Origin of the sequence: Salinibacter sp. (assembly GCF_042218895.1) — a bacterium.
Classification (GTDB): Bacteria; Bacteroidota; Rhodothermia; order Rhodothermales; family Salinibacteraceae; genus Salinibacter.
In genome coordinates this window covers 1-25,344 of the sequence record NZ_JBDGQQ010000138.1, presented here as the reverse complement: position 1 = coordinate 25,344, position 25,344 = coordinate 1, and the positions used below count along the sequence as shown (strand labels likewise).

Annotated in this window: 19 protein-coding genes; 8 read left to right on the top strand and 11 right to left on the bottom strand. The window is 64.1% G+C overall.

From position 1 onward, the window contains the following. Positions 1-395: 395 nt before the first annotated feature. Complete coding sequence (locus ABEL04_RS11925; protein ID WP_375802618.1) at positions 396-1,373, top strand: aldo/keto reductase; 978 nt, start codon at positions 396-398, stop codon at positions 1,371-1,373. Between the two features lie 338 nt (positions 1,374-1,711). Here ABEL04_RS11925 and ABEL04_RS11920 read toward each other — a convergent pair whose 3' ends face one another. Beyond that, the gene (locus tag ABEL04_RS11920) at positions 1,712-2,449 is read right to left on the bottom strand and encodes an SPOR domain-containing protein (RefSeq protein WP_375802617.1); all 738 of its coding nucleotides are present in this window, start codon (positions 2,447-2,449) and stop codon (positions 1,712-1,714) included. Positions 2,450-3,101: 652 nt separating this feature from the next. On the opposite strand from ABEL04_RS11920, the gene ABEL04_RS11915 reads away from it, so the two are divergent. From ABEL04_RS11915 to ABEL04_RS11905, 3 genes are all read left to right on the top strand, one after another. Beyond that, on the top strand, positions 3,102-3,983 hold the full coding sequence (locus ABEL04_RS11915; protein ID WP_375802616.1) for a hypothetical protein: 882 nt from the start codon (positions 3,102-3,104) through the stop codon (positions 3,981-3,983). 557 nt (positions 3,984-4,540) lie between these two features. After that, entirely contained in the window at positions 4,541-4,816 is a 276-nt protein-coding gene (locus tag ABEL04_RS11910; protein WP_375802615.1) for a hypothetical protein, read from the top strand. Positions 4,817-5,310: 494 nt separating this feature from the next. Further along, positions 5,311-6,468 carry a damage-control phosphatase ARMT1 family protein gene (locus ABEL04_RS11905; protein WP_375802614.1) on the top strand — a complete coding sequence of 386 codons (1,158 nt, stop codon included), beginning with the start codon at positions 5,311-5,313 and terminating at the stop codon, positions 6,466-6,468. 701 nt (positions 6,469-7,169) lie between these two features. On the opposite strand, the gene ABEL04_RS11900 is transcribed toward ABEL04_RS11905, so the two are convergent. Then, on the bottom strand, positions 7,170-7,730 hold the full coding sequence (locus ABEL04_RS11900) for a peroxidase-related enzyme (protein WP_375802613.1): 561 nt from the start codon (positions 7,728-7,730) through the stop codon (positions 7,170-7,172). A gap of 46 nt (positions 7,731-7,776) precedes the next feature. Then, positions 7,777-9,027: an L-2-hydroxyglutarate oxidase gene (lhgO, locus tag ABEL04_RS11895; protein ID WP_375802612.1), complete on the bottom strand. Its 1,251-nt coding sequence runs from the start codon at positions 9,025-9,027 to the stop codon at positions 7,777-7,779. Positions 9,028-9,259: 232 nt separating this feature from the next. On the opposite strand from lhgO, the gene ABEL04_RS11890 reads away from it, so the two are divergent. From ABEL04_RS11890 to ABEL04_RS11880, 3 genes are all read left to right on the top strand, one after another. Then, positions 9,260-10,363: a glycoside hydrolase family 113 gene (locus ABEL04_RS11890; RefSeq protein ID WP_375802611.1), complete on the top strand. Its 1,104-nt coding sequence runs from the start codon at positions 9,260-9,262 to the stop codon at positions 10,361-10,363. A gap of 827 nt (positions 10,364-11,190) precedes the next feature. Beyond that, on the top strand, positions 11,191-12,084 hold the full coding sequence (locus ABEL04_RS11885) for a 1,4-dihydroxy-2-naphthoyl-CoA synthase (protein WP_375802610.1): 894 nt from the start codon (positions 11,191-11,193) through the stop codon (positions 12,082-12,084). A 115-nt stretch (positions 12,085-12,199) separates the two neighbouring features. Beyond that, the gene (locus tag ABEL04_RS11880) at positions 12,200-13,729 is read left to right on the top strand and encodes a hypothetical protein (protein WP_375802609.1); all 1,530 of its coding nucleotides are present in this window, start codon (positions 12,200-12,202) and stop codon (positions 13,727-13,729) included. Here the strand turns inward: ABEL04_RS11880 and ABEL04_RS11875 are convergent. The 6 genes from ABEL04_RS11875 to lgt all read right to left on the bottom strand — a co-directional run bounded on the left by ABEL04_RS11875 (position 13,707) and on the right by lgt (position 21,575). Continuing rightward, positions 13,707-14,846 (bottom strand): lysylphosphatidylglycerol synthase transmembrane domain-containing protein, encoded by a 1,140-nt coding sequence (locus tag ABEL04_RS11875; RefSeq protein WP_375802608.1) that lies wholly within the window; start codon positions 14,844-14,846, stop codon positions 13,707-13,709. The genes ABEL04_RS11880 and ABEL04_RS11875 overlap by 23 nt on opposite strands. A gap of 55 nt (positions 14,847-14,901) precedes the next feature. After that, positions 14,902-15,834, bottom strand: coding sequence for a sulfotransferase (locus ABEL04_RS11870; RefSeq protein WP_375802607.1), 933 nt, complete (start codon positions 15,832-15,834; stop codon positions 14,902-14,904). 54 nt (positions 15,835-15,888) lie between these two features. Next, on the bottom strand, positions 15,889-17,118 hold the full coding sequence (locus ABEL04_RS11865) for a glycosyltransferase family 4 protein (protein ID WP_375802606.1): 1,230 nt from the start codon (positions 17,116-17,118) through the stop codon (positions 15,889-15,891). 412 nt (positions 17,119-17,530) lie between these two features. Beyond that, entirely contained in the window at positions 17,531-18,901 is a 1,371-nt protein-coding gene (locus tag ABEL04_RS11860; protein WP_375802605.1) for a sialidase family protein, read from the bottom strand. Positions 18,902-18,917: 16 nt separating this feature from the next. Next, on the bottom strand, positions 18,918-20,582 hold the full coding sequence (locus ABEL04_RS11855; protein WP_375802604.1) for a hypothetical protein: 1,665 nt from the start codon (positions 20,580-20,582) through the stop codon (positions 18,918-18,920). A gap of 156 nt (positions 20,583-20,738) precedes the next feature. Continuing rightward, a complete protein-coding gene (lgt, locus tag ABEL04_RS11850; RefSeq protein ID WP_375802603.1) occupies positions 20,739-21,575 on the bottom strand; it encodes a prolipoprotein diacylglyceryl transferase in 837 nt (278 codons plus the stop codon). Positions 21,576-21,752: 177 nt separating this feature from the next. Here lgt and ABEL04_RS11845 point away from each other — a divergent pair, with 177 nt between their 5' ends. Then, a complete protein-coding gene (locus ABEL04_RS11845) occupies positions 21,753-22,112 on the top strand; it encodes a citrate synthase (protein WP_375802602.1) in 360 nt (119 codons plus the stop codon). Between the two features lie 99 nt (positions 22,113-22,211). On the opposite strand, the gene argS is transcribed toward ABEL04_RS11845, so the two are convergent. After that, on the bottom strand, positions 22,212-23,903 hold the full coding sequence (gene argS, locus ABEL04_RS11840) for an arginine--tRNA ligase (protein ID WP_375802601.1): 1,692 nt from the start codon (positions 23,901-23,903) through the stop codon (positions 22,212-22,214). A 170-nt stretch (positions 23,904-24,073) separates the two neighbouring features. Beyond that, on the bottom strand, positions 24,074-25,054 hold the full coding sequence (locus tag ABEL04_RS11835; RefSeq protein ID WP_375802600.1) for an integron integrase: 981 nt from the start codon (positions 25,052-25,054) through the stop codon (positions 24,074-24,076). Positions 25,055-25,344: the final 290 nt, after the last annotated feature.

Here is a 25,344-nt window from a genome sequence, read left to right as displayed (position 1 = left end):
TGGCCTCGTACGCTTGAGCGCGAGAGATCGAGGAGAATGGGCAAAGAAACACCTTCAGACCACCGTACACAGGCGCCGGGGGGACTTGCGTGGGAGTGTGATGGAGAGACCTGAATCCTAGACGGCTCCGCGGACTTCCGGACAACGTGGCGGATGTCCCTGAACACTGGTTCCTCCGGTTCTGGGGTGATCCAGGATGAGACGCGAAACCGACCCCGCTTCGCTCGGTCTCTTCACGAGTGTCACGTGACCCAGTGCTTCTGGTCATGTGAGGAGATCGCGCAGCCACGCCGCAGCAACCGCACCAAACAACGGGGACGTCTGTTTGCACATTTCTCCGTCCCTCAGGATATTTTCTACAGCGGTTAAAACGATGACCACAGCCGACCGGGAAGATGGAATACACCACTCTTGGACGGACAGGACTGGAAGTGTCACGGCTCTGTCTGGGCTGCATGAACTTCGGGAGCGGTGCCGAGTGGATGATTGGTGATCGCGAACATAGCCTGGAGATTCTCGACCGTGCGCTCGATCTGGGGATCAATTTCCTCGACACGGCCAACGTTTACTCGGCCGGAGAGAGTGAGGAGATTGTCGGTGAAGCCATCGCTGGTCGTCGCCGCGACGAACTGGTGATCGCGACGAAGGTCTTCTTCGAGATGCACGACGGACCAAACGGCCGAGGACTGTCGCGCAAGCACGTCATCGATCAGTGTCATGCGAGCCTCGACCGGCTGGGCATCGACTACATCGATCTCTACCAGATCCACCGCTGGGACCACGACACGCCGATCGAGGAAACGCTATCGGCGCTCTCGCACCTGGTCGATGAAGGGCTTGTCCGGTACGTTGGGGCCTCGACGATGGTCGGCTGGAAGTTCATGAAGGCCCTGTACACGGCCGACCTGGAGGGACACGAACGATTCGTCTGCATGCAACCGGAATACAATGCCGTAGACCGCCACGAGGAGGCAAACCTTCTGCCGGTCTGTGCCGACCAGGGGATTGGGGTCATTCCCTGGTCGCCGCTGGCCGGCGGCTTCCTCACGGGCAAGTATGAGCGCGGTGAAGACCCGCCGGAAAATCTTCGGGCCGGGAGCGACGACTATACCCGCAGGCGATTCACTGACAAGAACTGGGCTGTTCTCGACGAGATCCGGGACATTGCCGCCGGGAAAGACGCTACTCCGGCCCAGGTCAGCCTTGCTTGGCTGTTGCACAAGGACGTGGTGACGGCGCCGGTTATCGGTCCCCGGCGCATGGCACACCTTGAAGAGAACGTCGGCGCAATTCAAGTGGACCTCACGGCCGACGAGATCGACCGCATAGAGGCTCCGAAATTTCCCCAGTGGCCCCAGCGAGGGAAGGACTGACAAGCGAGCTGAGTTGCTGGTCCGGCATGGACTTGCTGGTCGCGGCAGTCGTCGAGCCCGTGTCTGTTTGCCGTACCGGCGCCGGGGCTTCTCTGCCTTGTCGGGAACGTAGGCCTGTCGAACCGCATCGCCGACGAACTGACGGATCCTCCTCGTCTCCTCGACCCGAAGGATGGTCCCAACCGCTGCTTCCTCCTCGCGGGCTAGGCATGTGGCTTCGCGATCGACCGGGCAGTGAGGAAGGGCGCGCCGGAAAAAACATTCAGAAATGTTCAGCCCGGGTGGCACAGACCCCCCCGGTTCGTTCCAGAAGGGGGGCGATTGTCACTACACGTCCGTCACCGTAGGCGCAGAGGCCAGGCTCCGGCGGGGAGCATCGATCGATATTTTTCAATGGCTTGCCGGACGGCCACCGAATCAAATCGACCCACAACGACGCGGTACCGGACCGTATTCGTGCTGGTCCCGACCCGCAGCCGCACGCGAAGGGCTGTCGCCGAGAGGCGTTCCCTGCGGGACGCCAGGAGCGTCCGGGCGGAGGCGGAATCGGTGACAGACCCAACAACGATCGTCCACGCGTGCGAACCGCTCCTTCGCACGGGCTCTTCCGTGTCATGCTCCCGTGCCGAGTCCGCCTCTGAGGACTGCGCCGAGGCGGAGTCCAGAAGGGGATCGGCCCGGTCGGGCGAAGGCTCCCGTCCAGCGGCCCGAGCTGTATTGCTTAGCGCGTTGCCGGCGCGGTCGGGCCGCCGCACGTAGACCCGTTCGATCATGAGCGTGCGTTTGTCCCATCGTGGCAACCGCTCGGCCCGAGCCCGGAAGTAATGGGTGGCCGTGGAGTCCACGCGTCGCCGGACCATCTCGTACCCCCGGTCTTGGAGCCACGCCCGCTCGGTGCTGTCGAGCTGTCCCCCCCGGACCGTGCCCAACGACAACTCCCGTCCGAGGAGGCGAGCCGTCACTGTGTCCGCCGGGGAGAACCCCTGATTCGAGGAGACAGCGCGGAGGTTGCCCGGTGGCTCTTCAGCACATCCGACCAACATCATTCCGACAAGAAGAAGTATGCTCCGGGGCATCGGTTCAGGTTGAGGGACCATCGGGGAACGGCAGTGTAGGTTCTACCCATGAACGCTCCGTAATTCAGGTGTGCCTGGTGTACGTTTGATCAAGCAGAGAACATACCAATTCTCATCGCTCGGCCTCGGCGGACCCCCCATGCGCGAGCTCCCGAAGCGACCGACGCCCTGAGCGTCGATGAAGAAATGGTTTCAGACCGCATCTGTGTTGCACCGGGGACGGTCTTCCGACTCCGCTTCGCATCTGAAAAATGCCCGGGGACTACTCGGTCGCTCCGCTCCCAGCGCCCCACTGGGAGGGCTCCACTGCCGGAGGGGGAATCGTCTGAAACTGCCTTGGCGTCCCGAATTCTTTAGGAGCATTCGCCGAGGAGCCCGCCGCGATGCTGCGGACTTCGGGGTTTGTGGAGGCCATCTTCTTCCCAAGTTTCTCCACGCCGCGTGCGTCCATTGATCGCTCACTACCACCGTCCCCGACGAACCCTGTGCTCCTCTTCTCTGGCTGCAGTGAGCGAAAAGATGACTGCACGAACGGACAATCCCGAGTAGAATGTCAGCTAGGCGATCAGGTCCAGTCTCTACTTCTCGTCTATCATACGCGTCGAGTTTTCAACCCAAGGTTTTTCTCTCATCAGCTACGGCTGCCGGGACCATGGACGATCGCCCCGACGACTCTGAGGAGACCCTGCCTCCGATTCCGGATTCAGAGCCATCGATCGAGACCATCTTCGCCGCGTTTCAGAAGAACCTGAAGGAAAGACTGTATGGAGGAAGCAGTCCCTCCAACTCGTTCGACCCGTCGGCAGAGGACGTCGCGGAAAACGCTGCGGGGGACGGCATGGGGGCGTATCCTCCCCCGGAGCCCAGAAGCGCAGACCATGCACCTTCTTCCAGAAAACCTGTGACGCTCGACACAGGAGCCGATCAATTTCAGGAGCACCTCATCGGCCCTTCACTTGAGCGACGAAAGAGAGAATGGGTGGAGGATGTCGAGGAAGACATAGCGCGGCTAGAAGATGGAAATACCCTCGATTTTAAGGAGCTGCAATCTGATGAGGAGTTCGTCAGCGTCTTCTTGCGGGCATCGCGGGCTGCGGTCCGGACCCACCGCCAGGAAAAACGCGACGCCCTCCGGAATGCCGTGCTCAACACTGCCCTTGGTAGAGGAGCTGGCGAGATTGAGACGCAGATGTTCATCCGTCTCGTCGACCAATACACCATGTATCACCTGTGGATCTTGATACTCCTACACGACCCACACCGCTGGGTCCACGAGCACGAGATTAATCCGAGTGACAGTGAGGGACAGAAGATCGTGTTGTGGCTTCTCGGAGAACTCGACGTAAAAGTGCAGGGGCAAGCTGCCTTCTACGAGTCGATTTGTGGTGAATTGGTGGACCGCGGTCTGCTTGAGCCGCGAGCGGGTACCATCACTGTGTCCGAAAACTTAGACTCCTACACGACCAGCCTGGGAGAGCGGTTTCTGAGTCTCATTAAAGCCCCGCCGGACGATCTAGTGGGCGGTCGAAAGTAGACGCCACCTGTAAGAGTTGATGCGGTCCCTGGCAGGGGCGCTTGGCGGCCGACGGGCTCGCCCACAGGCTGTCCGGCACCGGTCTAGTCCGAGCATCACGGAGATGTCCCACGCACCTATTGCACTCCCTGTCGCTAGCACTTCATGCCGAGACCTTTTGCCCGCGACAACACAGCCCCGGTCGCCAGAATCTGTACGCCTCAGGCCGGTTCCAATCTCAAAAAGGGCTTCCCTGTCGGTCCGGCAAGAATGCACGACTCCCGGGCCGAGAAGAAACGGGACAACAGGGTCATGAAGAGTGCGCTCCAGATGCCAGACGGCGCAAAACCCCCCACACTACTCGAAAGAAATCGCCTCAGGAACGAGTGCGGAGTTCTTCCCAGACGGTGGGACCGCTGAAATCCAGGCGACGGCGGAAGCTGCAAATGAGGGAGGCGCGGAAATAGCTCCCGAGTCACCGACACCGTGCGGACAGCTCTCCTTGAGGAATCCGACCAGCGCGACGTCAACCAAGGGTAGGAATTCACGTCAGCAATCCCATCGCATCTCTGGACGCTATGCCTCACCGGCGGATCCCAGACAAAACTGCCTATCGCCTGCAAAAGATCGCCCAGAAAGAAAGAGGGGCGGCGGTGTTCCTCGGTCTATTCCTACCGCCCCTCGCGTATCTCTACGTAAAGGACACGGGCTCCCCTGACACATGGGTGTGGTTCGGGGTCAACCTCGTGACGGTCAATTTTTTCTTGCTCGGGTTCATTATCGTCCCGGTTCACGCGGCCTGGATGATTGGCAACGCCCGGCAAGAGCTGTGGGAGGCTGGAATTAAGTGGTGATGGTTGTGATGGTTGTGGGGCCGCGTGTGGAGCGTGCCGGGGCGCGGTCTTCTGCTCGCTAGGTACGACCACTACCGATCGCCACGTACTGGCGGCCTGGCTCTGTTCTTCCGCGCGCTCGGGCGAGGGCGTCAGTTCCGGAGCCGTAGGTGTTCCAGGGAATGCGTAGCAAGGAAACGTCGGTGATCAGTTCGGCCCCCAGGCCTCTCGCTGCCAGGGCCTTCTCTGAGAACGGGGCAGTTCCCTAATCGTGGGGGGCTCCGGTGCCGGACCCAAAGAAGTCTGGGGCGCGCCTGTCTCCACTTCCAGCAGGAGGCTCGTCTTGTCGCCGAGTAGCCCCATATCATTCTTGCAACCCTCACGGCCGAGCGGACGGGTCCCACGAATCTGACCCACGCAATCAGCCGTACGATTGCTGGCACTGCTGCACGATTGCGCCTCCCTGAGGCTCTGGGGGCGTCGCTCTCTTTTTCCGTCAACTGAAACGCCCCGCGATGCCGCACCCGTATCCCGACCCCGTGCGAACCGATGGAAGCAACGCGTTCGCCCGTCAATCGATGGCCGAACGCCTGCCGGGGATCTTCGACGAGGTCCTTGATCGAAATCCAGACTACCCCCCTGAGATTAAGAAGAGGGTGCGGGCCCTGCGGGACGAAATCGTCAATGACGCGCCCATGGACCTCTTCGACCCTCCGGCGCCCGACCACGACCTCTGGGCCCGCCGGTTCGCACCGCACGAGGACGAGACCTGGCTCGGCACGGACTGGTTTTTTGCCGAGACGTTTGCCTACCGCCACCTCCTGGCTGCGTCCGACTACTGGACGACGCGACGCGATCCCTTCCGCCCCTACAAGGAAGAGGAACTCCGCTCGGAGGCGTTGCGAGAGGTCGTGGGGGCGGCGCTGGAAGTGGACGGGAGTCGACGAGAGCTGCTTGGACACCGGCTCCTTAACTGCCTCTGGGGCAACCGAATGGACCTCAGCATGAAGGGGGTCCTGGAGCAGGGCACGGAAGCGAAGGACGAGCACCTGCTGGCCAACGATCTCCCTGAGGTGGCCGACCACCTGCTGGACGGGCCGCCCGGCCCGGTCCATTTTCTCATGGACAATGCGGGAACTGAGGAAGCCTTTGACCTGGTCCTGGCCGACCTGTTGCTCGGCCACGACCTCGCGCGACGTGTCATCCTCCACGTCAAAATGGCGCCGGTATTGGTGAGCGACGTGCTTGGGGAAGATGTCTTCTGGCTGCTCGACGTGATTGAGGACTACGAGGGACCCCTGAGGGACTTGGCTGAACGCATCTGGGGCCATTTGCGAGACGGGAGGCTGCGCATCGTCCCCGACTTTTACTGGAACGCTGACGCTCCCATCCGGGAGATCCCGCCCCGGCTCGAAGAGACTTTTCGGGACGCGCAGTTGGTTGTGTCGAAGGGCGACGCGAACTACCGCCGGATCACCAACGATGCCCTCTGGCCCCCCGAGGCAACCCTGGCGGACGCCGCTGGACCCTTTCCTGCTCCCCTTCTTGCACTGCGGACGCTTAAGAGCGACACACTGGTCGGCGTCGATCCAGACACACGAGCCCGTCTCGACCGGGAGGAGGAAAACTGGCGCACAAAGGGAACGTACGGGGTGGCCCAATTTGCACCATGATGGCCCCCGCTGCCCCTTGCTCCCTGGGGCTGGCTGCACCCCCGCGGCTGACTTTTGGAGGGACCGCAGACGGGCCTGGCGCCTCCCAGGCAGCGCTGGTCGTGCTGCCCGCTTCGTTCAGCGGGCTCCTTCTCCTTCCCAACTGGAGGGCACAGGTGATTTTTGCTGTTTTGGACCTCACATCCGGAGCCGCCCCGACGTTCACCGATAACCTGTGCTCTCCCTCTCCATGCAGCCAGGCGGACGCCTTCGCCCGTGACGGAGAACAAAACCCGAGTACTCCGACGAAGCCTTTCCGTCTTTCGTTTATCGAATCTTAAAAATGTGAGGTTTCAAAAGGCAAGGTCCGCCCACAGTTTGTAATACCGTGTTGACCTCATCGTGTCGGCTCGAAAATGAGCCGAAGTTGGAAGACGAGGAATGGCCAACTTCCTGTAAACCCATGACGTTCAACGTTTTAACGTTGCAACGTTTGGCGTCCCGAACGGGCCCAAAGAGGGTAGTTTCTGCTGATTCTGCCGACATGTTCCACTGAAATCCGTACAACTCCGATCACGCCCCGTCGACCTCTCTTCAACTGTCACTCCAGATCGTGGGGGGCGTCTGCGTGAGGGGGCACTTCGGCCCTGAATCTCGACGCAATTCGCGGACTGCTCTGGTCAACTGCGGCCGGTTCTCTGCCGACGGCAGTTTGCACAGGGTCAGTAGTTGTATCCAGTGGCCTCGGCCTCGGTCGCCTGAACACCGAGACTGTTAGTGATTCGGTTCACGAAGTTGAAGTAGGCGGTGACGAGGACAATGTCGAGCACAGCGCGGTCGGACCAGCCGGCGTCGCGCAGGGTATGCACGTCATCTTCCGTCATGGTGCCGGGAGAGGCGGTGAGCTTCGCGGCCACGTCGCACGCCGTGCGGAGTTGATCGTCGAGCTCGTCGAGGGCGGTGTGGTCGTCGGCCAGTTGCTGCACGCGAGCCTCGTCCCGCCAGTAGGCCTGGAGCGCCTCGGCGTGGTGGCGCACGCAATAGTCGCACTCGTTGGCGGCGGAGACGACGACGGCAATCGCCTCGCGGTCGGACCGGCTCAGGGGCGAGGAGCCGAACAGGACGGCGTCGTAGAGGTCGAGGTGCTCCTTCAGCGCCGCGGGGTTTTGGCTGTGCACCTTCAGAACGTTGGAGACCTTGCCCCGCTTTTCGGCAATCGAGTCGTAGAGCTCCTTCAGGTCGCCGGTGGCGTCGTCAGGCTCGATGACGTCGATCCAGGCCATGGTCGGTAGGAATGGAGGTGTGAAGGCGTGGGGGTGCGGAGGTCGCTCAGGCGTCCGTCGGCGCTGTGCCCCCAGATTCGGTTGCAACCTGGACCCTGTCCAGCCGACCGGCTAGATGATTTTCGAGGATCAGCGAGCCGATGTTAAGCGCCGAGGTGGCGGCGGGGGAAGCGGCGTTGATCACGTTCACCACCCGGTTGGTCTCGCGGATGAGGAAGTCGTCGACGAGCGTGCCGTCGCGGCGGAGCGCCTGGGCCCGCACTCCGGCCCACGGGGCGGTAAAGTCGTCCATCTGAACCTCTGGAATCAGCTGGCGGGCGGCCCGAAGGTACACGCGCTTGCTCATCGACTGCAGCAGTTCGCGGAGTCCTCTCCTCCAGTGGCGGGCCGAGAGCTTCTGGAAGCCCGGATAGGTGAGGGTCTCCCACAACTCTCCCCAGTCGACGTCCGTGAGGCCGTATCCCTCCCGCGCAAACGCGAGAACCGCGCTCGGCCCGCACTCTACACGCCCATCGACCGTGGGGGTAAAATGCACCCCGAGGAAGGGAAAGGCCGGGTCCGGCACCGGATAAACGAGGCGGGTGCAGAGTGAGCGGCGCTCCGGCACCAGCTCGTAGTATTCGCCGCGGAACGGGACGATCTGCGTATCGAGGGCTTGCCCGCTCATCGCGGCGATGCGGTCGGCGTAGAGCCCGGCGCAGTTGACAGCGTGCTGGGCCTGCACGGCTCCGGCCGTGGTGTCGACCGTCACGTGGTTCGGAGTTACGTGCAGATCACGGACCGCCGCCCCGGTCTGTACTGAATAGCCGTGCTCCACGACGCGGTGGGCGAGGGCCTCGGCCACGGCCTCGTAGTCGACGATTCCCGCCCGGGGCACGTGGAGGCCTGCGACCCCCTGTACGTGCGGCTCTAGCTCGTGGAGGCGGTCCGGGCCGATGCGTGTGCACTCCACCTGGTTCTGGCGGCCCTTCTCCTGGATCCGCTCCAGCTCCGGGACCTCGCTCTCGTCGGTAGCCACCACCACCTTGCCGCACATTTCGTAGTCGACGCCCTCTCGCTCGCAGAACTCGACTAGGGCGCGCTTGCCCTCCCGGCAGTTCTCCGCCTTCAGCGAGCCGGGTTCGTAGAAGACGCCCGAGTGGATGACTCCGGAGTTGTGGCTCGTTTGATGGGCCGCCACCTGGTCCTCCTTCTCCAGAATGACGACCGAGGTGTTGGGGTACTGCTCAGTGAGGCGGTAGGCCGTGGCGAGTCCAACGATTCCGCCCCCGATAATCGCAACGTCGTAGGTTGGCATAGGGTAGCGTTCGGTGCGGCGTGATGACGAGTCTCGAGGCCAGAGGTCCAGAGCCCTGGCAGCAACGGCAACCAAAATACAAAAGCGAAGCGAATTGGAAAGTGCGTCCTGCCATAGAAAGATCGGTGGAAGACCGAAGGCGGAGGGGCCATGAGCCATACAACGGACAGGCAACACCCGAGCCCGCGGAGAGTTTAGATGGCGCGTATCTGTTGCAGCGTCGTCCCCGGTCATGCGCCGTCGACTCCATCTCCTTTGCGCCGCGATGAGCCTCGTGGTTGGGGCGGGCCTGCTCGCGGCGGCCGGGTGTGCCGACACGGAGGCCTCCTTCTCCTCCACCGCGCCCGATACGCTTCCGGACTCGGAGCCGATCTTCGACGTGCGATCGGTGACGCTCGACGCCCGAACCCGTCCCGACTCCAGCCTGCTCGTGCGGCTCCGCGACCTCGGCGTCACGCACATCACCCTGGTGTCGTTCGGATGGCAAAAGGCCCCGGACGTTCCGACCATCCGGGCCGACACGGGCGACGGGTGGTACAGCGAGTCGCACCACGGCATCCGCACCCTCGCCCGCCAGGCCGACGCACTGGGAATGGGAGTCATTCTTAAGCCGCATCTCTGGGTGGGCGGGTACGACGAGAAGCAAGACCGTAGCGAGATTGGCTTCGACTCCGAGGCGGACTGGGCAGAGTGGGAGGCCAACTACCGGCGCTTCCTCATGCTCTACGCCCGTCTCGCCGCGGAGGTGAACGCCGACGTGCTCGTGCTAGGCACCGAGCTGACGCGGGCAGCGACCGAGCGCCCCGACTTCTGGCGCACCCTCGCGTCGGAGGTGCGCACCGTCTACGAGGGAAAGCTGACCTACGCGGCCAACTGGCACAAGGCCTATAAGCGGATCCAGTTTTGGGAGGCCCTCGACTACGTCGGCGTGCAGGCCTATTTCCCACTCACCGACGTCAACGATCCGTCCCTTTCCACCCTTCGGGAGGGCTGGCGTCCGCACCAGGCTGCCCTGGCCGAGGTCCACGAGCGTACCGATCGTCCCATTCTTCTCACGGAGGTGGGCTATCGGAGTGCCGTCGGGGCCGCGGCGGCGCCGTGGATGTGGCCGGAGCGCGATGAGACCGCCGCCCCCGACTCTGCGCTCCAGGCCCGCTGCTACCGAGCCTTTCTCTCAACGGTGGGACGCGCGCCGTGGCTGAAGGGTGGCATCATCTGGAAGTGGCACCCACCGTCCGAAGTCGAGGGGCCAACCGCCTTCACCCCGCAGGGCAAACCCGCCGAGACGGTACTGCGCCGCTGGTTTACGGCCTCCACGTCCCAGGGAGGGACGTGAGTCGATTCTCTTCGGGCTCCATTGTGTCCCCGCGCACCAAAAAGGCCGACGTCGTGTACGTCTACAGGTCCGATCCGATCAAGCCTTCGAGGAGAGACCGAGCGGCACGGGCTCCGATCCGATCGCAGCGCCCACATCTCGTCTCGTAGGGATCCCGCCGGGACTCACAGACGGCATTCACGACAAGCCCGACTGGTCCCCAGAGTAGCTTCTGGCCCTGGCTCAGCCGGGGCGAGTCTCTAGACAGAGGCGGACGTGGAGGGGGGTGGAGTGTTAGGGTGTCGGTTAGCCGAACGCGCTTGCGGAGGAGGTAGGGGGCAACCCGAGAGGGGCCCTGAGAATCATTGACCTGAGGGGGACGGGCGGAATCCCGAAGTTGCGCCTGGGCCGTCAGGCCGCCCCCACCCAGCAGTAGAAGCAAACCGACGAACACTCCTGCGCCCCTGAAAAGAACCTGTTGAACCATGGCTGCGACGACAGTGCGGCGAGAAAGCATCGGCGTGTTGGGACTTCAGAACCTGTTTGGCGGACTGTCTACGGCCTGCGACTTCGTAGATCTCGCGCAGAACGGGTTCTGCACTCGCCCGGTAGCGCCGCTACAGGACTCGTTTGGGCCCCGTTCATGCGCATCGCCCACTATGTCTCGGCTTCGCATCCATCCACCAAACAGGTTCTCAGTCGCCCGAAGGGACGCAGGAGTAACGACGCGTCGCGCCCGGTGGCCTCCGCGCCGCCCGATGCTTACCTTGCGCGTGCGGGGAAGTCCCCCTCGTGTCGACGACCCCCCGTTCCAGTCTTTATTCCACACTCCACACACCCAGCCCACAATGGTCTCCGACCTCTTCGACCCCGACGCCTGGACGTCCGTCGACGGCTTCGACTTTGAGGACGTGACCTACCACCGCGCCACCGACCACGGGACCGTCCGCATCGCGTTCGACCGGCCCGAGGTGCTCAATGCCTTCCGCCCGCCGACGGTGGACGAGCTGTACCAGGCGCTCGACCATGCCCGCCAGAGCGCCGACGTCGGCTGCGTGCTCCTCACGGGCAACGGCCCGTCCCAGAAGCACGGCAAGTGGGCCTTCTCCTCCGGCGGCGACCAGCGCATTCGGGGCCAAGACGGCTACCAGTACGAGGACGAGGAGGGTGCTCCCGACGAGGAGCGTCCGGGCCGCCTGCACATCCTGGAGGTGCAGCGCCTCATCCGGTTCATGCCCAAGGTGGTGATCGCTGTGGTGCCGGGGTGGGCCGTGGGCGGCGGGCACAGCCTGCACGTGATCTGCGACCTCACCCTCGCCAGCCGCGAGCACGCCACGTTCAAGCAGACCGATCCCGACGTGGCCAGCTTCGACGGGGGCTTTGGCTCCGCGCTGCTGGCGCGGCAGGTGGGGCAGAAGAAGGCGCGGGAGATTTTCTTTCTCGGCAAGAATTACTCCGCCGAGGAGGCCGTCGAGATGGGCATGGCGAACGAAGCGGTGCCGCACGACGAGCTCGAATCCACGGCGCTCGATTGGGCGGAAACCATCAACGGCAAGAGCCCCACGGCCATCCGGATGCTCAAGTACGCCTTCAACGCGGTGGACGACGGCATGGTGGGGCAGCAGGTGTTTGCGGGGGAGGCCACCCGCCTGGCCTACATGACCGACGAGGCACAGGAGGGCCGCGACGCCTTCCTCGAAGACCGGGAGCCGGACTGGTCCGACGTGCCCTGGCACTACTGAACAGGTGCGCAGAATGAAGGTCCCTTCCGCACCGATCCGTGCGTACTCGAGCGGGGTCCCTCCTGAAATTCCGCAAGGCCCGCTTCCTCTATTAGGAGTATCTCCGGCACAGATCATGCTCTCTCCCCGTCACCCCCTGCTTATAGTCGCCAAGTGTGTTGCCGGTCTGCTCGTGCTCGCAGCGAGTTCCCTTCCCGCATCGGCCCAGCGCGTGCCGAGCGCGTTCGTGGAGCACTTCTTTGGGGCCGTCCATCTAGGGGCCAGCGACATGCACTACGCCGACGACGTGGGGGTTCGGTGGAGCCGAAACGGCGTGCGGTGGCACGCCCATCAGTCGGCCCCCGACACGGCGTACGACTTCACGACCTCAGATCGCCTGTTTGAGTCGGCACGGGCGCACAAGGTGCGGGTGATGCCGGTTCTCAGCAACCTGCCGGCTTGGGCGTCCACGAAAGATGACACGAGCGCCGTGAGCGTGCGGCACTATCCCCCCACGGAAAAAGCAATCTCGGCCTGGAAAGACTACGTGGAGGCGATCGTTGAGCGTCATCCCGAAGCCAACTACATCGAGATCTGGAATGAGCCGAACATCGACTGGTTCTTGAACGCCGACACGAACTACAAGGCGTACGTCGACCGCCTCCTCATCCCGGCGGCGAAGGTGATCCACGAGCACGGGCGGAAGGTCGTGGCGCCGTCCTACACCCTGGAGTGGCCCATGGACATCTGGCCGCCCGAGGAGCGGCCCGCGCGGCATCAGCGCAACGCGGCCTCTGCCATCAAGGACCTCGACCGGTGGCTTCACTATCACAATGCCTGGAAGCACATCGACATCGTATCGGTCCACTACGGGAAGGGCGACGTGGTCCCCCACTCCATGCCGTACGGCACGTCAATGATGCCGGTGTACGAGCACCTCTACCAGAACTGGATCCGCCCCGGCCGCATCGAGGGCGTCTGGAACACAGAGGCAGGCCTCACGGCCACCGAGGCCGGCACGGCCGGCTTCGTGGCGCTCGAGCCCTGGGAGCAGCCGCCCTACGCGCAGTGGGTGCCACGCTACACCCTACCCATCCTGCACTGGGCCCTGCGGCATGGCTGGCGGACCCGAGACCAGTACAAGGTCTTCTGGTACCATATCGCCCAGAAGACGCCGAGCGAGGAAGGGATGCTCCGTCGCACCAACCTGCTCGCGACGGGGGCCGACTCGCACCGCGTGTCGCGCGTGGGACGGGCCCTGAAGACCGTCTCGACTCTCGTCACGAGCGCCGACTCGGTAGGTCCGTACGGCGGACGAGTGACCGTTGGGTTCGGGCTCAATGACACCCCGCAGGCAGCCAACCACTTTCCGCCCGTGCGTTTCCCGACGTATCCGTTTCGGGTCGGTGAACGGATTCTCGTGGCCGCCTGGCTCGACCGGCCCGGCATCGAATTTGGGGGCCAGGGCCAATCCGGCATCGAGGTGCGGGTGGAGGGCCTGCGGGCCGATCGGGCCTACACCGTCGAGAGAATCGACTACGTGTCCGGCGCCCGATCGCTCCTTGCCAAGGCGAAGCGGCCCTCGGGCGAGACCCTTCGACTGAACGTGCCGCGGACCGGCGATCCGATCCTGTACCTGATGGTCAGCCCGACTGCGGCTGAGTAGGCTCCTGGCCCTCCGACGAAGGGGGGACCTTCGATTCGGGGGAGGACGCCGTTGAGGACGCCGGGGACTGGATCTGATACAGGAAGAGGTAGGCCCCCAGGGCGACGAACAGGTAGTAGTCCAGCAGGCGCCACACGAAGAGGGTGGGGGCCATCAGGGTCTCGGGCATGAGCGGACCGATGAAGAGGGCGTACAATCCCTCCAGGCCCCCGGAGCCGCCCGGTGTCACCATGAGCAGTCCCACGAGCATCGTCGCGGCCGATCGGAGGAAGAGAAGAAGCACGTCCGCCGCGTACATGCTCCGCACGATGAAGACGATGACGGCATATCGGGCGATCCAGATCATGGCCGTGAGGAGGAAGCCCCATCCGTAAAACGACACGGATTGCGTTCCGAGCCGCTTTGCCCGACGAAAATAGGAGCGCACCTCCCGCATGCCGCGGTCTCGAAAGCGCCGGAGGAGAGGCCACTGAAGGCACCAGTCGACGAGCCCCACAAGGTGGCGCGGGCGCACGAGCATGAAGTAGGTAAACGCGATGCCCCACAGAAACAGGGCGCCGAGGCAGGCGAGGAGGGTCCAAAATCCCCAGGCCCCTGCCGCTTCGGGGAGCAAATCGACGGCGAAGCCGGCCCCGACCAGAAGGGGGATGGCAACCAGAAACCAGAACCAGTTCAGAAGCATGCAGAAGAACATGAGCGCCGCCGACTCTCCCACCGGGATGTCCCCGTCGCGGGCGACGTAGAAGGTGGCTACGGGGGCCCCTCCGATTACGGTGGGGGTCACGTTCGCGAAAAAGTACCAGGCAAGCTGGCCCCGCGTCCCGCTGGCCAGGTCGAGACGGCCCTGCGACACGTAGCTCAGCCGCAACCCACCAAAGCCGATCCGGGACAGCGCCATCACCACGGCGGTCGCCAGCAGCAACGGCCGCGCCTCCTGTACCGTCTGGCGGAACGCGTCGGGATCGAACGTAAAGTAGCCAATGATCCCCAGCGCAAGAAGACTCACGAGGAGCCAGGTGACAATCTGGCCCGCAGACACGGCGCTGGACTGCTCCTCCACGGAGACCTGCTCTGCGGCGTCGGTCTCACTGGATGAGGAACCCGTAGAGGACGACATCGGCGACAAGAGCAATCTGAAGTGCGGGGAGCGAATCGTCCTCTCGGCGACCTCTTCAGGCAGACGGGTCTTCGGGTTCGGCGCTGCGCTGGTTAGAGCGGGGCAGCCACGCCGAGAGGTCGCGATCGATCAGGGCTTCGAGCCGTCGGACGTGGGGGGCGTAGCGCGCTCGGAGCTCCCGTTCGAGTGCCGGGTCGAGGGAGGGCCGGTCCGACGCGTCCCCCGTGCTCCGCCGTCGGACAAACTGCTCCACCCAGAGGCGAGCCGGCTCTGGGGTCCAGCGCTCCGCCAGCGTCCGGAGTCCGGAGGGGAGGGAGGAGAGGAGAGTTCCGAGGACGCGGCTCTGCTGTTCCCCAGTTCGGTTGAGCTGCGCGTCGGTGTCCACCTCAACGTCTGGGTCCACCCCGAGGAACCGAAAAACGTTGCGCAGCGCAGCGTCCGTGTCCTGCTTCAGCTCAGCGGAGAGCAATATACGGAAGCGCTCCTCCGGAAACGTGTCGAACCATCTGACCAACGTATCGGCGTAAACCCCGTCGGCGAAGTATCCTTTCCATTCCTCCCAACGCTCCTCCGGATTGCCCTGCTCGGTCCGGAGGGCCGCCTCGAACGAGAGCGGTTCCCGCCCCTCTGAGACGTTGTGCAGGTAGTGGGAGTAGGCCCGCTCCACCGGGTCGCGGAGGAGGAGCAGAAAGCGGGGCGGATCCGTGTCGTACAGCTGGCGCATACGCTCTGCGGCCACCTCGACGTGTCGGAAGTAGGACGGCGTGGCCTCGCCGACCAGGCGGGGACCGGCGTCCGAGAAATACTGGAGGTACCGATCGAGGCCCGACGCAAATCGTTCGTCGTCGCCGTCGAAGAAGTGAAGCTCTTTCACGTACGGAAGATAGAGGGCCGGATGCTGCCGGAGATAGTGGTGCAGGGAGGTCGTTCCACTTTTGGCAACCCCGAGCACGAAAAAGTCGGGGAGCGCGTCGGACACGCGAGCCATGGCAGGGGTCGAATGAGTGCCAGAAATGAAGAGCGCACCGGGGGCCCCAGCCGTTCAGCCCTTCTGCTCAGTGAGGTGGGCCGAGGAGTCGCGTGGGGCGTCACTCGCTGACGGTTCGTCCCGGATCCCCAAAATTTCGTCGTAGTGGCGGACGACCTGTGCCATAATCTTGTCCCGGGCGAACGCCTGGGCGCGCTCGAACGCCGCCGTGCCCATCCGCTCACGCCGGGCCCCGTCGCGGACGAGTTGGCGCACGCAGTCGGTGAACGAGTCCGCGTCGCCCGGCGGGCAGAGACAGCCCGTTTCGCCCTCCCGCACAAGGTCCCGGCTGCCCGCCGCATCGGCGCACACCGTGGGGAGCCCGGAGGCCATGGCTTCGAGGGTCACCTTCCCGAAGGTTTCCGTGTCGCTGGGGAAGAGAAACACATCCGCGGAGGCGTAGGCCCGGGCCAGCTCGTCGCCGCGCAGGTACCCGGTGAAGACCGTGTTGGGGAGGCGGTCCTCCAACTCCTCACGGGCGGGGCCGTCCCCCACGACGAGGCTGCGATGGGGAACCCCCTCCTGCTCGAGGCGCTCAACGACCTCGGCGTACGTGTCGAGTCCCTTTTCCCAGACGAGCCGGCTCACGAACGCCACCACAACTTCCTGCTCGCCGATCCCGTGTGCGTCCCGCCACGTCATGGAGCGGCGAGCTGGATGAAACCGTTCGGTGTCGACGCTCCGCTGCCAGAGCCGCATGCCATCCTCGATGCCCCGGCGCCGGAGGACGTCCATCACGGCCCTCGTCGGGACGTAGACGTGGTCGCATCGCTGGTAGAAGTGGCGCAGGTAGGCCCACACCACCGGCTCCAGCAGGTCCAGGTGGTAATACTTGAGGTACGACGCGAAGTGCGTGTGGTACGTCCCGGCAACCGGGATGTCCCTGGATCGGGCGTAGTACAGGGCCTGCAGGCCGAGAAGGTCGGGGGTAGAAATCTGGAACAGCGTGGGATTGAATTCCCTCAGCTCCGCCCGAAGCGAAGGCGTCAGGCCCAGCGAGCACTGATACTCCGAGCGACCGGGAAATGGGACCGACGGCACGGGAACCAGGGTTCCGGCGTGATCTAGGGCCGGATCCTCGACCGTCGGCGCGAACACGCGAACCGGAATTTCCTGCCGTTCGAGGTAGTCCACCAGATTGTTGAGCGTCAGGGCCACCCCGTCGGCAATATGGTTGTACGCCCCCGCAAACACAGCAAGGCGCTTGCGTGGGCGCGAAGCAACAGCGTCGTCAGTGCCGCTCATAGAAAGCCGCGGGTGGTGCTCGGTTCTAGTGGAACCCCAGTACCGTCGACGGAGGAGGTCGGGCAGGGGCCTCAATCCCGGGTGGGAGGTCTACAGGCTTAAGTTGGAGGCGTCCCGTAGACCGCACCGGGCGGGATCGGGATCACTTAATCATGCAACATTCGGAGGAGGGCTCGGCCATAAGATCTCACGATACGAAATGGCACTACCTCGTGTTGCCGCTTCTCGCCCCAAGTGTTTCCTCTGCCTTCCGACTTCGGAAGCTAGTACGTGGAAGCAGCGGGAAAGCCCCGTGCTCGGCGAGTCGTATTCTGCGAGCGGGGCTCCTCGCTGACTTCGCTTTGTCTCTCGTTGGACAATCCATAGGCCGCAACGTGATGAAGTAAAGTCACTTGCGCTCCAGAACGTGGCGTCACCGGCCCGAAGCCTGCCCGCGGTAGAGCCAGATATGGCTCGCTTCTCCCCGCTTGAACGTGCTGTTGACGACGGCAAGCTCCCCCGCGTCGTTGACGGCAAGCTTTTCCATGAGCAGGCCCTGCTGGCTTCCGTTAAAGCCGTTTTCTGAATCCGCACTTCCCGGCACGACCGACGCCGGGGCGAACGTACTGTCCCTGTCGCGCAAGTGGGTGTACCCGAGCGCCCGCGGGCGGCCCCGGGAATCGCGGTAGAGTTCCCAAAGTACGTGGAGAGTCCCACTGGGGCCTGCGCGCATGTAGGGGAAGTGGGCGCTCTCGTAGGTATCCGGCTGCCGAGAAGAGACCACCGTAGGCGTCCTGAACGAAGACGACTCGTCCGGAGCGCGGGTATACTGAATACGATACTGCCGGAGGGGGCCGGTCGGGCTCTCGGCGTACGTCATGTGGACGGTTCCGGTGCTGTCCACCGCAAGCTTCGGGGCGTCCGCGTGCCCATCGCTCGTGGCAACGGTACGTGGAGGAGCGAATGCGTCCCAGGCCTCCCGCGATCGGGTGTAGTGGATGTTCGCGGACGGGTCCTCGCCCACAGTCCACGCGAGGTGCACCGCTCCCCCAGGGCCCACAGCCAGGGCGGGTCCGCGGGCCGGTTCGGTGTTGCTCCCGGTGACGTGCCGAGGATCAGAGAAGTGTGCGCCCCCGTCGGTGGACCGGCGCACCCAGAGGCGTCCCTCGTACTCGGTCCACGCCGCGTAGATCGCGCCCTCCGGGCCGACGGCAAGGTCCAGGCTTCCGTTGTGCCAGAGCTTCTCAGTCAGTCGGCCCTTCCCGTCTCCAGCCTCAGAGGTCGAAAGATTGTGGGGATCGCTGAACGTCTGCCCTCCGTCCTGCGATCGGGCAAACAGGATCTCGCCCCCGTGTGTCCCGCCGGAGAAGATGATCTCCTGCCAGAGCACGTACACAGTGCCCGCGTCGTCTTCCGGGAAGACCATACGCGGGAGCCAGGAGAAGGTGTCCGGGGTTTGGGACACGTTCACCGGCGTCGCCTGTCGCGCCGTCCCCTCGGGCCCGTAGGCGCGGAAGAACAGATCCTGCTCGACGTGATTGGTCCAGACCACGCCGGCGGTGCCGTCGTCGGCGAGGGCCACGGTCGGGTCGTCGACGAAATTCCAGTCCGACTCGTTCATGCGCCAGGGCCCCCGATAGGCGTCCCCAGAGGCCACCTCGACGGGGGGGACCCAGGACACGCCGGGAGACGAGGTCCGTTCCGGAGAGGCGTCAACAGCGAACAGCAGTGTGCCCAGGACAAGCACGCCAGTGCCCAGCACGGCGACGAGGGCAAGCAACCGACTGTGGGACGAACGAGGCATCTCGAATACGGGGCGATTACTTCGAAAGACGCCGCCGCCACGAGTGGATGCGGGCCGTATCGAGGGGAGCATCGGCCGAGAGCGTGTAGGTGGGAGACCTGCCCCGCCGAAGAGTGTCGGGCACGGGCCGCGTGTGGTGGGCTATACTGTTAACGGCCATCCACCGGGGCTGCTGTTCGATCAGGGAGGTCGCCTTCGATTCGGTCACGTAGTGGCGCGTAGCACGGTACGGCAGCGCGTAGACCGCCCCGAGGGCGGACGTGTCGCTGCCGGCTCGGGACTCAATTTTTACCTCTAACCGCGCGCCCCCGTCGGCATTGCCGGCGAGAAGGTCCGCCCGGCGCAGGCCGTGGAAGACAACGGCGTGCCAGCGGTCGTCGGCCGAGTAGATATACTGGGACCGGGCGTCGTCCACGTACCCCTCCCGGTCCCGCTGTGGATTGATGGCCCCGATGAACGTCCAGGTCGAGCTGCCCGCAGGACGAACGTACACCGTGTGCTCCACGTGATCGAAGTCGTGGCCATAAAGCCAAAGGTCAAATCGCTTAGACGGCGTGAGGCGACCGGTGGCCTCCAGCAGGCGCAGGTACGCGTACACGAACCGGTCGCGCGAGGTCGCGAAGAGCGACCCGGCCGGTCCCATTTTGCCCCAGCTGTTCGGCACGAACGGATTGAACGACACATCGTAGCCCTCCGGCTGGGGCGTGCCGTCAGGCCCCTTCGTGTAGTTCGTCGAGGCATAATTGGGCCAGTACCAGCCCAGGCCGTCCGGGGTGCCGCGGAGCATGGCCCGCACGTTGGTGTCGATTTCCCACTGACTGGGCGTGTACCCGAGCTTAATGGTGTGCGTCTGTCCCAGGTGGTGCGCCTCGGCGCCGTACCGCTCGGCCACCTCGTTCGTGTGCCGCACGACATCGGTGATGTAATCGTTGGTCGCCTCCACCCCGTAGCCACGGTTGAAATAGCCCCGGTACACGTCCGAGTAGATAAAGTCAGGCGTCGCGTCGCGGGCCTCGGCCGCGGCCATGAACGAATCCACGAACGTGTGCGGGCCGGCCATCTCCCGCGAGGCGTTGTGGGGATGGTGGAGAAAGACGCCCACCTGCGCGGAGGGCATAACGTTCTTGAAAGCGCGGTACATGTGGGCGAAAGCTTTCGGACCGTACCGCCGGAAGGCCTCGACCCGAGCCGTGTAGCCGCTCTCATTGGCCGGATCGAAGGCGCCGAGCGGGGCCTCATCGAAAATGGTGACGTGGGCAGCCGCCGGGTTCTGGGCCTTGTACGTCCGCGCCAGTGCCCGAAACCGCTCCAGGGTAGACCGGCGGGCCGAAGAGTCGGTCGCGAATGATTTCACTGAGACGCCGCTGTCCGGCCCAATTTCGATCCAGGTGCGCTCGATGCCAGCCCTGCGGCAGGCCGCCAGGAAGCGCCGAAGGTCGGCCGGGCTGTGGATGCCCGACTCGTAGGGGATAATGCCCTGCCGCTCCGCGAACGCAAGCTGGGTCCGAAACAGCACCGAGTCGTGAGCCAGCACGTTGCTGGCCCCCGTCCACATGAAGACGTCGGTCGTATCCGCCGCCGCGCCGGACCGCGCTGGGGAGCCAGAGGTCCCCATGTACAGGCCAACGAGCAGCACGAGGAGGAGCGGAAGCAACCAGGGCTGAGAGACGTGCCGGAGCATGCCGTGGAGATCAGTCGTGAAGGAGGCAGCACGGGTAAGGAACCAGTTGTGGCCCCGAAATGAAAGGCCCTCCCTCCCCGTCACCTCGTCTGGGGATTGTCTGGAGGGGGGCTGCTCCACGGAGATATCTCCTGGAAAAAGCGGCCGTCCTCACGGCTATGCGGACGAGGTCTCGGGGGAGATTGACGTCGAGCGGAGGGCCCGCCACACCAGCCACAGGCCCACCGCCACGGCCGGAATGCTGAGAAGCTGGCCCATGCTCATGCCGAGGGGAAGAGGCGTCCCGAAGTGAATCTGCTGTCGCTTAAACACCTCCAACACGATGCGCACGCCGAAGATGAGCGCAAAGAAGAGCCCCACAAGCAGCCCGCGAGGGGTGTCGGCCCCCCACCGCTGGTACAGCCACCACAGAAGAACGAACGTGAGGGCGTAGCAGATGGACTCGTAGAGCTGGACCGGATGAAGGGGGACCGCTTCGACGCCCCTCCGCAGACGGGCCGCCCGCTCAAAGACCACGCCCCAGGGCAGATCGGTAGGCAGCCCAAGGATTTCCGAGTTGAAGAAGTTGCCCAGCCGGATGAAGCTGCCGGTAAGAGCCACGGGGGCGGCGAGACGATCGAGGAGCCACACGAAGGGCTGCCCCTCGCGCCGCTGGCAGTAGATCCAGATGGCGAGCACGACGCCGATGAGCCCGCCATGGCTGGCAAGGCCGCCCTCCCAAATCTGCGGAATCTCGACGGGGTTGCTGAGGTAGTAGCCGGGGGCGTAGAACAGAATGTGTCCCAGACGGGCGCCGAGGATGGTTCCACCCAGCAGATAGAAGAGCAAGAAGTCGAGGTCCTCTTCCGGCTTGCCCTCGCGCTGAAAAACATGCCGCATCAGGTAAAAGCCAATGAGGAAGCCCAGCGCGAACAGCAGTCCGTACCAGCGCGGCGCCAGGGGGCCCAGACGGAAGATCGTCGGGTTGACGTCCCAGTGGATCTGTAGGAGCATGCGGGGAAGGCAGGTCGGAATAAAAATCGTGACACTGTACCAAGCGATTTGGACTCGTTGCGTTCAAGGCTTTGTTCAACCTTTACAGGCGCGGTTTCCGAGTCCGGAAACCTTATTTGTTTACATTCGATCTAAATAGGCGGATGCAGTCTCCACTCGCAGCACGCCTCGCTTTCTATGACACCTGCTTCGTTTGAGACCTCAGACCTCTTCACCACCGACCACGGATCCGCGGAGTGGACGTCGCAAGGCCGCGTTCGGCTCGTCCTTGGGAACAACCACTGGGTCCTGGAGCCGTCGGACGTGCCTGCCCTGCGGGAAACAACGTGCTCGCTGGCAAGCGAAGTCTATCACTGTGAACGGGACTGCCGGTGGCAACTGCGCGTGGAGGGGCACCCGACTGTCGTCCTCGACTCCGACCAGGTCCTGCGGCTCGATGCATTGCTCGACGGGGCAGTGGCCATGCTGGAATTGAACTCCATTCTCGACGCGGCCGCTATCGACCGCCCGACCGATGATCCGTCGGTCGCTCAGTGATGCTTCGGGACCGGGGGGCAGCCATCGTCGACCCCTCCCGGCTCCTCCTGCGGGCTGCACTCGTGCGACAGACGGTCCCGCAATTCCTCCCGTCCACGATCACATGTTCCGCGGGGCCGAGATGCCGAGGACTGTAAGTCCATTCTTGAGCACGGTCTTCGTGGCGAGGGCGAGGTGCATCCGGGCGGAGGCAAGGGCCTTCTCTTCGCCGATGATGCGGCAGTTGTCGTAGAACTGCGAAAACGCCGTCGCCACATCCCGAAGATAATTGGGCACAAAGTGCGGGGCCCGGGCATCGGCGGCGTTCTGCAGCGCCTGGGGAAAGCGGAGCAGCGCCTTGATCAGGGCGATCTCATCTTCGTGCGTCAGGAGCGAGAGGTCCGCGTCCGCCTCGTAGGAAAAGCCCACCTCCTCCGCCTTGTCGATGATGGAGCAGATGCGGGCGTGGGCGTACTGCAGATAGAAGACCGGGTTTTTCTTGCTCTCCTCCTCGGCCAGCTCCAGGTCGAAGTTCAGGTGCGTGTCCGGCGAGCGCATGAGGAAGAAGAACCGCGTCACGTCCGCCCCCACCTGATCGATGAGGTCGTCGAGCGTCACGTAGTTGGCGCGCCGCGTGCTCATCTTTACCGGCTCGTCACCCCGCACCAGGGTGACGAACTGGTAGAGCACGACCTCCACCTTGTCGGTATCGTAGCCCAGCACGTCGAGCCCGCTGAGCACGTCCGGGTAGGTGGCGTGATGATCGGCCCCAAAGACGTCGACCATCAGGTCGTAGCCACGCTCGAACTTCGTGGTGTGGTACGCAATATCGGGCGTGCGGTAGGTGGGCTCGCCGCTCTGTTTCACGAGGACCGTGTCCTCGTCTTTGCCAAACTCAGTCGTCTCGAACCAGAGGGCTCCGTCCTCTTCGTAGGTATAGCCGGCCTCGTCGAGTCCGTCGAGCACCTCGTCGACCGTTCCCTCCTCGTGGAGGTCGCGCTCGTTGACGAACGAGTCCATCTCGACGTTGAGACGATGAAGCGTCCCTTCGATCCCGGCAAGAATGGCGTCCTCGGCGGCGTCCCGGAAGGGGGCCAGGGAGTCGGTCGAAAGGAGGGAGGCGCCGTGCTTCTCGACCACCTGCCCGGCGATGTCGACGATGTACTGCCCGAGGTATCCGTCCTCAGGGAAGCGCTCGGGCACCTCCACGGTCGTATCGTCGTCGAGCGTGAGAGTCTTGGTCGGCACGCCATCGGCGACGATCTCTTCGTAGCGGGCCCGCACCGACTGGGCGAGCACGCGCATCTGCCGTCCGGCGTCGTTGTAGTAGTACTCGCGGGTCACGTCGTAGCCCGTCCACGCCAGCAAGGTGGCGATGGTGTCGCCGAGGACGGCATTGCGGCCATGGCCGACGGTGAGCGGGCCGGTGGGATTGGCGCTCACGTACTCGACGAGGGCGCGCTGTCCCGCCCCAGCGTCGGTCTGGCCGAAGGTGTCCCCTTCGGCCAGCAGATCGGCGAGGCCCTCGAAAAGGTAGTCCTGTGCGAACCGGACGTTGATAAAGCCGGGCCCGGCCACCTCTACGCTCTGGATCCGGGCCGGGTCGACCTGCTCTCGCAGTCGCTCGGCCAAGGTGTCGGCAATCGAGCGCGGGTTGTCGTCGAGCACGCTGCCGAGGCGAAGGGCCGTGTTGGTGGCGAGGTCGCCGTGCTCGGGGCGGTCCGGGGCTTCGAGTTCAATCTCGAAGTCGTCCGGCACGGCTTCGAACGTGTCGAGGACGCGGCGGAGCTGGGTCTGGAGGTAGTCCTTCATAGAGAGGCAGGCTGGTTTGGGCGTCCCGGGTAGTGCGTACGTCCAATCTACGGAGCGACCCGACGTCCCGAAAGGTAGAGTATGGGCGTTTCGCCGGGTTTTTGTGGGAGCGAAGGAGACCGAGCGCAAAAGAACGCGTTCCAAGGGCGCTCCGGTCGTCTCATTCCGCGCTACGCGATGGCGTCCAGGGGACTTCGTGTGCCGGCCTGCCCGTTCTGGAGCACGTGGGTGTAGATTTGCGTGGAGCGGAGGTCGTCGTGCCCGAGCAGGTCCTGCACGGTGCGGATGTCGGTGCCCTGCGCCAGAAGGTGGGTCGCGAATGAATGCCTAAGCGTATGGCAGCTGGCGGACTTGGTGATGTCGGTCGCCCGGACCGCGCGCTTCACGGCCTTCTGGACCGCCGAGGGAGACCGGTGGTGGCGCTTGACGTTGCCGCTTCTCGGGTCCTCCGACCGGAACTGGGACGGGAAGACGTACTGCCAGCCCCACTCGTCGGCCGCGTTTGGGGACTTGCGTTCCAAGGCCGTTGGCATCGACGCGGTGCCGTAGCCGGCCTCCTGGTCCTCTTCCCAGACCGTCCGGCTCTTCCGGAGCTGGCGGCGAAGGGGCGTTTTGAGGGTGGTGGGGAGCAGCGTGCATCGGTCCTTCTTCCCTTTTCCCTGCCGGACGAGGATCTGCTCGTAGTCAAAGTCGAGGTCCTTCACGCGCAGCCGGAGGGCCTCGGAGAGCCGGAGTCCCGCCCCGTAAAGCAGGTGCGCGACGAGCCCGTTCGGGCCCTCCATGTTTCCCAGAAGGGCCTGGACCTCCTCCGGCGTGAGGACGACGGGCAGCCGATCCGGCTCCTTCGCCCGGTCGAAGTCGTTCACCTCGTCCCAATCGCGACCGAGCACGTCCCGATACAGGAACAGGAGAGCGTTGAGCGCCTGATTCTGGGTGGAGGCGGCCACGTTCCGCTCGGTGGCGAGGTCGGACAGATACGCGCGAACCTCGGCCTTTTCCAGGTCGCGGGGATGCGTGGTATCGTGGTATTTTACGTAGCGGACGATCCAGCGGGTGTAGGACTGCTCCGTGCGGTAGCTATAGCCCTTTCGCTGGCAGGCGGCCCGGACGCGACTGAGGAGGGTCGACGAGTGATCGGAAGCGGTAGACATGGGGGGCGGAGTCTGAATGTGCAGGTGAGGTCCTGAATTTGACTCTCATCAAACGACACTGTATCCTCAAGACACATTCGGGACCGTCGTCATAACGTGTTATGCGGAAGCGTTCGGCTTATCGCTCATTGCGGATTCGATAACTACTTGACTTGACAGGAGTTATGCCGATTCCGGTTTCGTATTATGCCGAACGCTTCCGTGATGTAACACGGAATGGATCCAGATAAGATATGTTATGCAGACTACAGAATTCCACAGTTATGACTGGCTCTCGTTATTTTCTGCTC